The sequence below is a fragment of the Pseudoalteromonas sp. SG43-6 genome, assembly GCF_014164365.1.
In the GTDB taxonomy this organism is placed as follows: Bacteria; Pseudomonadota; Gammaproteobacteria; order Enterobacterales; family Alteromonadaceae; genus Pseudoalteromonas; species Pseudoalteromonas rhizosphaerae.
Genome location: NZ_JACJEZ010000056.1, coordinates 16,495 through 29,024, shown reverse-complemented (window position 1 = coordinate 29,024; position 12,530 = coordinate 16,495). Strand labels below are relative to the sequence as shown.

The 12,530-nt window shown below is 41.0% G+C and carries 13 protein-coding genes; 3 read left to right on the top strand and 10 right to left on the bottom strand.

The features are described from left to right. Position 1 precedes the first annotated feature (1 nt). Both H5201_RS19050 and H5201_RS19045 read right to left on the bottom strand, forming a co-directional pair. Positions 2–943 (bottom strand): alpha/beta fold hydrolase, encoded by a 942-nt coding sequence (locus H5201_RS19050; RefSeq protein WP_182785212.1) that lies wholly within the window; start codon positions 941–943, stop codon positions 2–4. A gap of 123 nt (positions 944–1,066) precedes the next feature. Next, positions 1,067–1,972 (bottom strand): hypothetical protein, encoded by a 906-nt coding sequence (locus H5201_RS19045; RefSeq protein ID WP_182740771.1) that lies wholly within the window; start codon positions 1,970–1,972, stop codon positions 1,067–1,069. Positions 1,973–2,193: 221 nt separating this feature from the next. Between H5201_RS19045 and H5201_RS19040 the strand changes: the two genes are divergently transcribed. Further along, on the top strand, positions 2,194–2,871 hold the full coding sequence (locus H5201_RS19040; RefSeq protein ID WP_182785211.1) for a hypothetical protein: 678 nt from the start codon (positions 2,194–2,196) through the stop codon (positions 2,869–2,871). Positions 2,872–2,903: 32 nt separating this feature from the next. Here the strand turns inward: H5201_RS19040 and H5201_RS19035 are convergent, their stop codons facing one another. The 5 genes from H5201_RS19035 to H5201_RS19015 form a co-directional block, all read right to left on the bottom strand. Further along, entirely contained in the window at positions 2,904–4,097 is a 1,194-nt protein-coding gene (locus H5201_RS19035) for a dipeptidase (RefSeq protein WP_145242390.1), read from the bottom strand. A gap of 59 nt (positions 4,098–4,156) precedes the next feature. Next, the gene (locus H5201_RS19030) at positions 4,157–4,402 is read right to left on the bottom strand and encodes a YheU family protein (protein WP_145242392.1); all 246 of its coding nucleotides are present in this window, start codon (positions 4,400–4,402) and stop codon (positions 4,157–4,159) included. After that, positions 4,399–5,379, bottom strand: a complete 981-nt coding sequence (locus tag H5201_RS19025; protein ID WP_145242394.1) for a hydrolase — start codon at positions 5,377–5,379, stop codon at positions 4,399–4,401. The genes H5201_RS19030 and H5201_RS19025 overlap by 4 nt, the downstream gene beginning before the upstream one ends. 1,158 nt (positions 5,380–6,537) lie before the next feature. Further along, positions 6,538–6,960, bottom strand: a complete 423-nt coding sequence (locus tag H5201_RS19020) for a TIGR02444 family protein (protein ID WP_182719572.1) — start codon at positions 6,958–6,960, stop codon at positions 6,538–6,540. After that, positions 6,947–8,869: an ATP-binding cassette domain-containing protein gene (locus H5201_RS19015; RefSeq protein WP_182740773.1), complete on the bottom strand. Its 1,923-nt coding sequence runs from the start codon at positions 8,867–8,869 to the stop codon at positions 6,947–6,949. Before H5201_RS19015 ends, H5201_RS19020 begins: the two co-directional genes overlap by 14 nt. Before the next feature lie 143 nt (positions 8,870–9,012). Here H5201_RS19015 and H5201_RS19010 point away from each other — a divergent pair, with 143 nt between their 5' ends. Continuing rightward, on the top strand, positions 9,013–9,216 hold the full coding sequence (locus H5201_RS19010) for a YheV family putative zinc ribbon protein (RefSeq protein WP_029216159.1): 204 nt from the start codon (positions 9,013–9,015) through the stop codon (positions 9,214–9,216). 13 nt (positions 9,217–9,229) lie between these two features. Here H5201_RS19010 and H5201_RS19005 read toward each other — a convergent pair whose 3' ends face one another. Then, positions 9,230–9,445 (bottom strand): SlyX family protein, encoded by a 216-nt coding sequence (locus H5201_RS19005; protein WP_182719570.1) that lies wholly within the window; start codon positions 9,443–9,445, stop codon positions 9,230–9,232. Further along, positions 9,432–10,430, bottom strand: a complete 999-nt coding sequence (locus H5201_RS19000; protein WP_182719569.1) for a WD40 repeat domain-containing protein — start codon at positions 10,428–10,430, stop codon at positions 9,432–9,434. The genes H5201_RS19005 and H5201_RS19000 overlap by 14 nt, the downstream gene beginning before the upstream one ends. A 202-nt stretch (positions 10,431–10,632) precedes the next feature. Between H5201_RS19000 and fkpA the strand changes: the two genes are divergently transcribed. Continuing rightward, complete coding sequence (gene fkpA / locus H5201_RS18995; protein WP_145242404.1) at positions 10,633–11,385, top strand: FKBP-type peptidyl-prolyl cis-trans isomerase; 753 nt, start codon at positions 10,633–10,635, stop codon at positions 11,383–11,385. 56 nt (positions 11,386–11,441) lie between these two features. Here fkpA and H5201_RS18990 read toward each other — a convergent pair whose 3' ends face one another. Continuing rightward, positions 11,442–12,491 (bottom strand): LD-carboxypeptidase, encoded by a 1,050-nt coding sequence (locus H5201_RS18990; protein WP_145242406.1) that lies wholly within the window; start codon positions 12,489–12,491, stop codon positions 11,442–11,444. Positions 12,492–12,530: the final 39 nt, after the last annotated feature.

The window sequence follows — 12,530 nt, the reverse complement described above, 5'->3', positions numbered from 1 at the left end:
CTTACCGCTTACCGCTTACCGCTTTTTTTAACTTTTTCTGTGCGCGCTTTTGTTCTGCTTTTTTAACGTGTTTGCTGATCCACTTGGTCATTTTTACCATTAATGCTGGCGGGAAGTTATGGCCCATGCCGTTGACGATTCTTAGTTTGGCTTTACGGATTTGCACTGCTGTTAATTTTCCAGCTGAAACAGGTATCACAGGGTCAAGATTGCCGTGGATCACTAAAGTAGGCGCTTTAATTTTTGCCATTAAGTATTGCCTACAATCACTTGCTGCAATAGCAGCAAGTTGACGATTGAAACCTCGCGGGTTGTAAGCACGATCGACGCCCAAAATGGCTTGTTTACGCAGTGTTTGTTCATCTTGTGGGTAAGCAGGGCTACCAATGAGCTGGTTGAGTTTAATGTTGTAATTAATAGCACCATCACGACTGGCTTGGGCGCGACGATGTTTTGCAAGCTGTAAAAATAGCTTTAAATTAGACGCCGATAGCTTAGGTTTACTCGAACTTGACATAATTGAGGTTAAGCTCAAGACCTTTTTTTTATATTTAGCTGCGATAATTTGCGCAATCATGCCGCCCATAGATGCACCGACTAAATGCGCTTTTTTGATTTTTAATTCGGCCATTAATTCTAATACATCATTTGCCATATCATCTAAGGTGTATGGGATGCGGGATTTAATAGGTAACCGTTTATTTAGCCATATTTTGAATAGGTTAGGGCTACCAAATTGTTCAAGTTGGCTTGAAAGACCAGTATCGCGGTTATCAAAACGAATGACTCTAAACCCTTTAGCTACTAAGCCTAAATATAATTCATCAGGCCATACTGTTAGCTGCGCTCCAAGGCCCATAATCATAATGATGACAGGCGCTGATTTCTTTCCTTTATCTTGATAGCTAATTGTAATGCCACTTTTAATTTTAATCGTGCGCATATTGCGTTATGTCGATAGCTTATTTAGCGACTTATGCAAAACAGTATAGTTAAAACTCAGTAATCCTTCATGAGTAGAAATATGAATTTTTTATATCAGAATGAGAGCCGTTTTTTAATACGTTTAACCTTCAGCATGTTTTCGCAGTTCTGCTAGCATGCTTTCATTGCCAATCATTTCATCAAGTACAGAGCGGACATTATCATCACTAGTGTGCTGGTAAAGTGATAAAATATGCTGGGCAATTTGTTGGCTATTGCCATCTTCTGAGCTTTGCGATTGATAGTATTGCGATATCAAGCCTTGCCCCGCTAAACGGCGAATATAATCGTTAGACTCATGCTGCAGTAGTGAAGTAAAGCGCTCAGTCAGGCGTTGATCGAGTACGGGTGCTTGAGTTATGACTTCAATGGCTTGGATTTTGAATTTCTCATCATCACTATTAGCGGCCAGCTCTAAAATATTATCGACTACCGCAAAGTCATACTCAGGTATTTTTGATTTATTCAAAATATACATATTCATTTGTAGTTGAGTTAGGGCTGCGAGTCTATCGATGTCTGTGGCATTTGGGTCGAGTATTTGCTCTCGTAATTGTGTGGTTATTTTTTTCGCATAGTCAGAGTCTGACTTTATGCGTAGTTCATAGTCTTGTGGTAAGTCGGCATAAAAACCGTAAAGTGGGTTGCTTTCACGCATTTCATCTATTTCTTGCTGTTCTTTTTCCGTCAGTACAGCAAGCACTAACTCCTTAAAGTCATCGTTATTATATTCTTGATCTATAGAAGTATTTTTTATTTTTAGGCTAGTCACTTGTCGCTGTAAAGATATTATTTTGTTATGCAATTGGGTAACTGAAAGTTCGTTGCCGTCATTATTCAGTGGCATATTAGTAACAATGATCGATGACTGTTCAGTGCTACTTTTGTCGTTAGGTAAACTCACTGATTTGAAAAATGTACCGTAACACGAGACCACAAGTGCGGCTGAGGCAAGGGCTATTGCGACTGATCCTTTACTAATAGGCATGTGGTGGAGGCTCCATATTTGAAAAGGCGTAATTTACCGCTTTTGGGGCTATAAGTCTGTTAAAAGATGTAGAAAGTTAAGTGTGCTTCAGCGTATTATAATTTATTCGCTAAGTATGATTGATAACGAAGATTAATTTTATTTTTAATTAAGCAAGGAGACTCTTCTCTTTGCAAACATCATGTTGTTTGGTCGTTGTATACAGCACGGAAAAGAAAAATATGAATATACTTAAGTGGTTTTTTATTGCGTTGTTTTTGCTCCTATCGGGGTGCGCAACAAAGCAAGAAAAGGTTAAAAAAGACAGTGTCAAAAAAGCAACCCTCAGCATCGCAGAAAATCGCAAACCGCTTGGTAAAGTTGGTGTGATTACGCTGATTGGTGATAACTTACTTTGTACGCATACAGGGGTTACGGTATTCAGCAATGAACGGCAGTTGTATGCGCTCCCTACGGATTTAAATGAGCTGCTAACGCAGCGGATAATTGCGCGCTTTGCTGGTTTTGATACCACATTAGTGCCGTTAAATAAGCAATCTATGTCGATCATTAATAATGATGTAGGCGTCTCGCGATGGAGCAACATTGAGTTTAATAATCAACAAAATGTAGACACGGTTTTGATTTTCAGTGGCGCGTTTAAATATAGATCTAAGGACGGTTATTATAAAGATGAAAATGCGCTTCATACCTATGCTGATTTTTTTGTATATGATGTGTCTTCAGGTGATTTACTAGCTGAGTCAACGCATTACCAGTACAACTTGTTTGACGCGTTTAGCTGTACACAAAGCACATTTGCGACAACAGGAGCGATGTATGAGTTGATAAAAATGGCAGGGGCCACGTCTCAAGAGAAATTGATAAATGAGGTTTTTCAGCCATCAAAGAGTAATTAGGCCCTGAACCTCAGGACCTAATTATTTATCAATTAATGTTTTTTTGCATACTGTTCGGCTTGTTGCCATACGCGCAGCACATTGCCACTGAGGATTTTTTTGATATCTTTGTCACTGTAACCACGATCCATTAATCCTTGCACTAGATTCGGGTAGCTAGATACATCTTTTAAGCCTACTGGCAGTGAATCGCCAACACCATCGTAGTCAGAGCCGATGCCAACATAATCGATACCAATTAGCTCAACAACGTGATCGATATGCTCAAGTACTTGCTCAAGACTCGCAAATGGATACGGGTTTTTAGCACGATACGCGGCATCAAAATCTTGACTTAATTTAGTGCCTTCTTTTTTTGCCGACTCCTTTTTACTCTTTAACTGCTTGCCCCAATCACCTGCTTTAGCGGTTACAAAGCTTGAACCAAAGTTTATTTGAATAACCCCGCCGTTCTTTTTCAGCGCTAGTAGCATATCGTCATCCATATTACGCTCAAAACCAGGCGTATATTTGCGCAGTGATGAGTGTGAGGCAATAACCGGTGTTTTAGATAGCTCCATTACTTGATAAAACGCATCATCTGAAATATGTGAAACATCAATCAGCATGCCGATATTGTTCATCTCAGTAACCAGTTTTTTACCAAATGGGCTTAGACCTTTCCATTTACGGCGAATATCATAAGATGAATCTGAAATATGGTTGCTTTGTGAATGAGCTAGGGTGATATAGCGTACACCACGATCAAAAAAGTGCTGTAGGTTTGCCATGTCACCTTCAATTGGTGAGCCGTTTTCCATCCCCATTGCTATCGACATTTTGCCTTGTTTAAACTGCTTTTTAATATCGTTCGTTGAATCGGCAATAGCAAATTTGTCAGGAGCGCGCTGGGCAATTGCTTCCATACTATCAATGAGTTGATTTGCTAGCTGAAAGCTTTTACCTTTCCCTTCAAACTCCAAATGCGCAGGAATATAAATCGACATAAATGGCGCATTTAAGCCACCTTTAACTGCGCGTGGGTAGTCAAAATCACCGTCATCAGTGGCTTTAGTAACATCAGCCCATTTAGCATGAATACGGTACGGCACATCGATATGAGTATCGATTAAAATAGTGTCTTTGGTGAGTTTAATTGCTTTAGCTGATGCGCTAATGTCTGCACCTTGCACTTGGCTTGATAAAGCAAGTGCAACGGCAATAACTACTGAGCTTAGTTTTATCATTTTTAATGGCTCTTTTAGTAAAAAAGCCATTGTCTATTTTTACAACTAGGGTTACAAGTTTACTCGTTAAATTGTGTTTCACTTTGCAGTGCTTTAAATTCACCTTTAGAAATAATAGTAACTGATTCGTGCAGTTCTGAAAAAAACACCATGGCATCGCCATTTTGTAGTTGTTGTTTTACTTGCGCCACTTTACTTTCAATACTGAATTCTTGCTCACCGTAATCGGTGCCTTCACGTAGCACATAACTTTCAATTAAATTGTATAGAGTGTCTTTATCTAGTTGCTCATGGGGAATGATCATAGCTGCTCTTTTTTGACGATTTGGGTGAAGAAATCTGGCACTACATGCTCTAACCAATAAATCGGTTTAAATGGATTTTTTCCACTTATAAAGCCAACATGGCCGCCTTTTTCTGAGACTTGCAGCGTAACATGCTCACTAACATCTTGCCTACTGGGTACAGCTTTAATTGACAGCATTGGGTCGTCTTTCGCATGAACAATTAATGTGGGTGTTGTAATGTGTTTTAAATAAGGCTTAGCGCTGGCTTGTTGATAGTAATCTTCAGCACCAATAAAACCATGTAAAGGAGCTGTCAGTTTATCGTCAAACTGCCATAAATCATCAATTTCCATTAGCTGATCTGGTGTTAAATCAATCTGTTTTGTGATTTGCGGTAATTTACGCTGCATCGATTTTTTCATGCGATCGAGTAAATACTTTTGATAAATCTTAGCCAAACTTTTACGAATAACTTGGCATGATGGCGACAAATCATAAGGAGCTGAAACAACCGCCGCGCCATCAAGTAAACATTGTTCGCCTTGTTCACCTAAGTATTTGGCCAGTACGTTACCGCCGAGTGAAAAGCCAACTGCAACCATCAAGCGATCTGGAAACTGCTGCTTAAGTTGTTTTATAAAAAAATCGAGATCGCCGGTTTCGCCACTATGATATGCACGGGGTAGGCGGTTAACTTCAGTAGAACAGTTACGAAAATGCATTAAAACAACACTAAACCCCTGCTTTTTGAGGGCTTTCATCATGCCTTTTGCATAAAAGCTATTGATATTACCTTCCAGGCCATGCAATACAATTGCCAGCGGCGCGTTATCGTTTTTGGGTTGTGACCAAGCGAGCTCTAAAAAATCGCCGTCGGGAGTATCAAGCTGCTCTAATTGGTAGCGAGTATTATGAAAAGGCCGAAAAAACCGTGGCATAATGGTTTGCACATGGCGATTAGTCATCCACCAAGCTGGCTTGAAATCTGTAGACATAAGTTAAAACATGTTTAGCTAATAGAATCGCTAGTGTAACAAACTTTTAATAATAAAAAGCCCCTAATCAAATAACTTGATAGGGGCTTTGTGCGTCGTGCTTAATTCTGATTGGGTGTTTTGTCGTCATGTACTTTTTTGATAAAAAAGTACACAAAGAAAAGGCATAAACTGATCACTACTCCCAGAAAACCAAATGATAAAAATAGTACTGGGTCACTAAAAAAGTCTCTGAAGAATACGTCCATAAATGCCTCCTAATGTCTATGGATTAATGATAGAGACAGTTTGACTAGGTTGTTATGATCCAGATCAAGCTATTTTCCTAAGTTGATTAGCAGTGATACAGAAGTTGATTTGGATCAAATCAGTTAGCGAGTTTGCAAGGAGAAAGGTTAAAGTGGCAAAGCTCTAGGGAGCTTGCGGGTCATTATTAATGAAAAAACTGGAAAGCTACCAGTCTTTGCATTTTTATTTTAAACTGTATTGGTTATAAAAACTGTAATACAGGGGGAGATCTTGAGGGTTACGCGGATAGTTAAATACACTTTAGTGATGGCATTTTTTTATGTAATTTTAGGTTTCTTAACATCACAAGTTATCAATATGGTTGCGAGACTAACCTTTGAAGACTTTTTCGTAATCCAGTTAATCCCCTCAGCTTTCTTATCCATATTCATGTATGGGGTTATGGCTTACAGAAGTTCAAGCCATAATTGGCAATATGCATTTGCAGTTTATGTGTTGGGGTTTTTATTTAGCACTGCGATCACTTCGTTTATTTTGCAAGAGTTGTTTATCCCGCCAACTTTAGCTTTTGAGCTACCTATTTTACTTTTAAGTACAGTTATAGGAACATTAATAGGTATCAGGTTGAGAACCAAAAATAACAACAAGCCTACAGCCGCCGAATTCAAGCGCTAATACACGACCTACAAATGCGCTAGTATATTTTACTGGCTTTTCTTTAAAGCGTAGCGCCTCGAAACCCTCATTGTGGATAAATTACTTTAAAATTTTGTACAAAAAAAGACAGTGAGACAGATAAAAATATATTCGCAGCTAAAGCTGGCTCCTACAGGTATGAATATCCGTGGGCAATGGTTTTAGACATGATTGCCCTAACTATACCCCAAACACAAGTTCGCACCGAGCTGCTTATAGCTTAAGCAAATACAACCTAATATTATTCGGCTCCGGATGCGTAGCTAATCTAAATTTATTTACCGCATCTATCAACATCTCTTGCTGTTGCTTTTCTAGCTTTAACTCGGCGCTGAGTAGGTCTTTACGAATTGCAGCATAATCTGCAATCTCGGTGTGGTTGGTTTTTAAATAGCCGCGGGCGGCACGCAGTGGTTGTAATACCTGCTGATCAAATTCACTAATACATTGCTCAAGTTTGTTTAACTGAGTTTGGCTAATTGCTAGATTGAGAGAGTCTAAATAATACAGTAGCAGGCACAGGTTAACGTTTTTACCTTGCTGGTTTTGGTAATCTAACAGGCGTGCTTGCATGTCACCTTCGCTATAAAGCTGACATGCAAATTGCCAAAAGTCGTTGCTGTTAAGCAAGTTCATTGGCAAACGCCTGTTCTTTTTGTTCCATCTCCTCAAGGGCCATTAATAGCTCCTCTTCGATGTCATTTACTTTCGGTGTTAATGTCGCTTGTTTAGCTAGTAATTCTTTGAGTTTTGCTTTGTTGTCATCGTTATAAAGCTCGTTATCGCCAAGTGCTTGTTCGATTTCAGCTAATTCGGCTGAGTGTTTATCAAGTTGCTTTTCAAGCTTTTCGATGTGCTTTTTAAGTGGTTGTGTGGCTTTTCTAAACTCTGCTTCTAGGCGTTTTTGCTCTTTACGGTTAACGCTTGAATTTGCTTTTGGTTCATTGTCATCTTGAGTGGTTTTTGCCGCTTCTTTATTAGCGTTAAGTAGCCATTGATAGTATTCGTCTAAGTCGTAGCCAAACTGGGTTACTTCACCGTTATCCACTAAGTAATATTCGTCGGCGGTATTTTTTAGCATGTGACGGTCATGGGAAACGGTAACCATCGCGCCTTCAAACCCTTGCAACGCCATAACTAAAGCATGACGCATTTCTAAATCAAGGTGGTTGGTTGGCTCATCGAGCAGTAATAAGTTTGGTTTTTGATAGACCAACATTGCGAGTACTAATCGGGCTTTTTCACCCCCTGAAAACGGTGCTACGGGCTCAAGGGCTTTATCACCAATAAAGGCAAAACCACCTAAAAAGTCACGCAGTGATTGCTCGGTGGCTTTAGGATTTAAACGCTGCAAATGGGTAATCGCGCTGGCTTTTAAATCTAGCGATTCCAATTGATGCTGAGCAAAGTAACCTATGTTTAAGCCCTGATGTTGGAATACTTCGCCTGCTTGCGGTTGTAAGTCGCCAGACAATAATTTTATTAAGGTTGATTTACCTGCGCCGTTACGGCCAAGTAGGGCAATGCGACTACCAGGGACTAAGTTAAGTTTAATACTATTTAAGATTGTGACATCGCCATAGCCGGCTTGAGCTTTATCGAGTGTCATCAATGGGTTTGGTAGTGCGGTAGGCTCTGCAAATTCAAAGTCAAAGGGCGAGTCAGCATGAGCTGGTGCGAGCTTTTCCATACGTTCAAGCGCTTTAACGCGGCTTTGTGCTTGCTTGGCTTTACTGGCTTTGGCTTTAAAGCGGGTAATAAATTGCTCAAGGTGGGCAATTTGATCCTGTTGTTTTTCAAACATCGCTTGTTGTTGTAATAAACGCTCTGCTTTTTGACGTTCAAATTGCGAGTAGTTGCCTTTGTAAACATTGATCTTTTGCTTGTCGATATGCCAAATTTGGTCAACTACAGCATCGAGGAATTCACGGTCATGCGATATCAACACTAAAGTACCGGTGTAAGCGCGTAAAAAACGCTCCAGCCAGTACACCGCATCTAAATCCAAGTGGTTAGTTGGCTCATCCAGTAGCAGCAAGTCGGCATCACGGATCAGCGCTTGGGCAAGGTTTAAGCGCATTCGCCAACCACCGGAAAAATCACTAACGGGGTTTTCAATTTGGTTATTTGCAAACCCTAACCCGTGAAGTAACTCGCCGGCTTTGGCTTCTATGCTATAGCCTTTAATGTGCTCAAGTTGTATGTGCACTTTGGCTTGGGTATCGCCATCATCATTTTGTTCGGCTTCGCGCAGCGCAATACGCATGGCGTAATACTCAGGATGACCTTGTAATACATAATCAATTGCGCTGATATCTAGCGCTGGCGTTTCTTGTTTTACCGAGGCGATAGACCAGTCTTTAGGGATACTGCAATTACCTGCATCAAGCTGTAGTTCAGATTTCAATAAACTAAAGAGTGTTGATTTACCGCAGCCATTGGCGCCAACTAGGCCAACTTTGTGTTCTGGAAATAATGTAGCTGAGGCATCTTTAAGGAGTGCTTTACCGCCGCGAAGTAATTCAATTTCTGAGATCTGGATCATGTAGTCTGCGCTTTACTGTGCCTTTGTGAACTTGACGCTATCATAGCACGGAAGCTGGACTATATTTCAATCGTCAGCGTATCAACTGGGTAGTTATTGGGTTAAAATGTAGCAAGTTTCTTTTCAAACTGTGGGAAAACGTAGTGAAACAGAAAAAACGATTTATTGCTGGGGCAACCTGTCCAGAGTGTAAAACCATGGATATGATGATGCTTTACAAAGAGCACGATGTAGAGAAAGTCGAATGCATGCAGTGCGGCCATAAAATGGCACAGCCAGAGCAGGCTGTTCAGGCATCAACACGCCAATTTGAACAAGTCATTGGCGTGTTTAAACCGGGCGATTAAGCGCCCGCAACCATCAATAGTGTGGCGGCGGAGGTTCTGGCGTGTCTGACATCATCATAGATGATGCTTGCGACTCTTTAATTTTTTCAGCCAGTAGCTCTGTTTGGCGCTTCATTTTTGCCAACAGCTGCTGGTGAACTTTTATTTCATCATTTAAAATTTCAATCGTTTCGTCTTGAAAAGCCACTTTGGCTTCAAGTTCTGTTAAGCGATGTTCAATTGTGTTCATTTTTTTCTCGTCTAGTAAAGCGCTCAGCGATCCCACTGGAGCTTTCGGTTAACAACGCAGTATCGTTGTCAGTAAAAGCGACATCAAGTACCACTGCTGATTTTGGTCTACTGCCTTCTCGCGGTGTTACATGCCAACTTTGAATTTGTTCACCACTGGATAATTGCCATAGGTCCACTAAGCGGTTAGGTGAGCCTGTTGCCAGCAAGGTGCCTGCTTCATTAAAGCGTACCGCAGTAAAAATTCTCTGGCGGGCAATATACTGCAGTTTACTAACAAGATCACCTGTTGTCAGCTGCCATACATGTGCTTGTGTCATACTGTCTGCGGTAAATGCATAGCGACCTTGCGGATCTAAGGTCACTTGGGTGACACGACTTGGATGGTTAAAGCGATGGATCACTTGTCCGGTACGAGTATCCCAAAAGTACGCCGCATAATCGTTGGAGCCACTGAGAGCAAAATTTCCGTTGGGCGATAAAGCAACTGCGTTAATTTTTTCTTGGTGACCAAGGAACTCAATGCGTCTACCGGTCTCTAAGTCGAGGTAAACAACAACGCCATCGCTACGACCGTACAAAACACTGCGGCCTTGGTTACTAATGGCGATATCACGAATAGTGGCGGTTTTTATTTTGTAGTAGCCGGTATTTTTGCCAGTGGCAATATCCCATACTGCAAAAGTGGTTTTTTCAGCGGTAACAGCGTGGCTGTTGTCATAAGCGATAGCCACGGTATGTACTAGGCTATCGGCGTCTTGTTGCTGAAACCATTGGTATTTTAGTACTTGCTGTTGATTATCCCATAGGGCGACCCCATGGTGTATAGATGAGATCAGGCTGTATTTGCCATCATGAGATATTGCGGAGGCGAACGCGCCTCTGGCTGCATGCTCATAGCTTGCAGTGGCTTGGTCTTTTTGTTCTGAGCAGGCAATCAGCAAGGTGCAGCACAGAAGATACAAAAAAGTACGAAATATCGACATATTACAGCTATTTCCCCTTAACTCTTAGTGATTGAGAGGTTAGACTAGGGCTCGTGAAGGCCTAGGTTGTTTATCTAATTAACGTGAAAGTGAGCGTATAGCCTACAATCAGAAATTAGATAAGTAGCCTACCATGGGCCGTTAACCTTTAACTAGTAATAATACAATAAATGACATCTGCAAAGTGTGTCGGAGATTTAAAATGAAAAAGACGATTAAATTGTCATTGATTGCAGCGTCAGTTTTAGCGCTAACAGCTTGTAATCAAGAAGCAAAACAAGAACAAGCACCTGTTAAACTTGAAACTGAAGTACAACAACAAGCATACGGTATTGGTGCATCTGTTGGTAACTTCTTAAATAAAGATTTAGCTGATAAAAAAGAGTTAGGCATTGAGCTTGACCAAGCACTATTAATTCGTGGTTTTGAAGATGCCCTTGCTGGCGACGCAAAAATTGACGAAGAGAAAATTCGTGAAGTATTAACGGCACTTGATACGTCAGTACGTACTAAGCAAGAGCAACATGCCAAAGTAGAAGCTGAAAAAAGCCAAGCTGAAGGTGAAAAATACCTAGCTGATAACGCTAAGAAAGAAGGCGTAACAGTAACTGAATCAGGCCTACAGTACGAAGTGATCACTCAAGGTGATGGTGAAATGCCAGTAGCAACTGACGTAGTTAAAGTACACTACAAAGGCACACTACTTGACGGTACTGAATTTGATAGTTCGTATGCTCGTAACGAACCAACGACTTTCCCACTTAACCGCGTAATCGCTGGTTGGACTGAAGGTTTACAACTTATGCCTGTAGGTTCTAAGTATAAGTTTACTATTCCAGCAGAACTAGCATACGGCGATCGTGACTTAGGTAAGATCCCAGCTAACTCAACACTTGTTTTTGAAGTTGAATTACTTGAAATTCAAAATGAAGAGCAAGCAGCAGCTGCAGAGTAATTATTTATTCTGTGCGAGAAGGGGGCTAATTAGCCCCTTTTTTTGTTGCTAAAATCTTAGCTGAAGGCGGTTTCTTTCATAGTCAACGTACCTGTATCAGCATTGAGTTCGATTTGCGTACCGACCGGTAATATGAACTGTCGTTTTATATGGCCAATCATCGCCCCTCGGTAGGCAGGGATAGCCAGCGGTTTTATATAATCTGCAAAAATTTCATCTAGCGTCAATGAGCCATAGCCATTTCCCGGGCTGCAATCGTTACAGTCACCAAATACAAACCCCGCTATTTTGTCCAGTGCACCCATTAGTTTTAAAGTGCTGAGCATGCGGTCAATCCGATAAGGTGCTTCATCAATGTCTTCTAAAAATAAAATAGCCCCGTCAAATTGTGGTAAATAAGTTGAGCCAGCCAGCGCTGTTAGTACAGTTAAATTACCGCCGATAAGTTGTCCAGTCGCTTTACCTGGTGTGATGGTTTGGGTGAGGTATTGGCTATTAACCAATTCATCCTCGGCTTTTGGCAAGTTGCTAAAGTGCATGCGGGTTTGTTGCTCAAACATTTGTTTAAATTGTTTAACATGAAATGGATTCCAATCACTAGAGGCGTTAGGTCCATGAAAACTAACAATACCGGCTTTAGCTAGTAACGCGTTATGAAGTGCGGTGATATCTGAGTAGCCCATCAGCGGTTTGGCGTTAGCACGGATCATGGCATAATCCAGTAGGGGTAAAATACGTGCCGCCCCAGAGCCACCTCGTAAGCAAAAAATAGCATCAACACTGCTGTCGTTAAACAGCGCATTAAGATCGTCTGCACGTTGTGTATCAGTGCCCGCAAGGTGGCCACGTCTAGCCATAATATTAGGTGCTAACTTAGCATTATAACCAAGCGCTTCAATTACTTGCTTAGCTAAAATAATGTCTTTTTGATTTGCTGTTGCTGCTGATGGGCTAGCTACACCAATTGTGCCTCTGCTTGGTAAGGCGTTCGGCTTTTTTAAACTTAGTGCAGTTTGACTTGATAGGTTAGCTGCTTGAGCGCTATTGCCTGCGAGTAACCCTGCACTGAGGAGTGATACAGATTTCAAAAATGTACGTTTATTCATGGCGAGCCTGTGTAGTTTTAATGCACAATAAGGCTATAA

Coding starts and splice junctions, on each gene's coding strand:
- H5201_RS19050 (WP_182785212.1), bottom strand. CDS start 943: ATGCGCACGATTAAAATTAAAAGTGGCATTACAATTAGCTATCAAGAT.
- H5201_RS19045 (WP_182740771.1), bottom strand. CDS start 1,972: ATGCCTATTAGTAAAGGATCAGTCGCAATAGCCCTTGCCTCAGCCGCA.
- H5201_RS19040 (WP_182785211.1), top strand. CDS start 2,194: ATGAATATACTTAAGTGGTTTTTTATTGCGTTGTTTTTGCTCCTATCG.
- H5201_RS19035 (WP_145242390.1), bottom strand. CDS start 4,097: ATGATAAAACTAAGCTCAGTAGTTATTGCCGTTGCACTTGCTTTATCA.
- H5201_RS19030 (WP_145242392.1), bottom strand. CDS start 4,402: ATGATCATTCCCCATGAGCAACTAGATAAAGACACTCTATACAATTTA.
- H5201_RS19025 (WP_145242394.1), bottom strand. CDS start 5,379: ATGTCTACAGATTTCAAGCCAGCTTGGTGGATGACTAATCGCCATGTG.
- H5201_RS19020 (WP_182719572.1), bottom strand. CDS start 6,960: ATGAACTTGCTTAACAGCAACGACTTTTGGCAATTTGCATGTCAGCTT.
- H5201_RS19015 (WP_182740773.1), bottom strand. CDS start 8,869: ATGATCCAGATCTCAGAAATTGAATTACTTCGCGGCGGTAAAGCACTC.
- H5201_RS19005 (WP_182719570.1), bottom strand. CDS start 9,445: ATGAACACAATTGAACATCGCTTAACAGAACTTGAAGCCAAAGTGGCT.
- H5201_RS19000 (WP_182719569.1), bottom strand. CDS start 10,430: ATGTCGATATTTCGTACTTTTTTGTATCTTCTGTGCTGCACCTTGCTG.
- fkpA (WP_145242404.1), top strand. CDS start 10,633: ATGAAAAAGACGATTAAATTGTCATTGATTGCAGCGTCAGTTTTAGCG.
- H5201_RS18990 (WP_145242406.1), bottom strand. CDS start 12,491: ATGAATAAACGTACATTTTTGAAATCTGTATCACTCCTCAGTGCAGGG.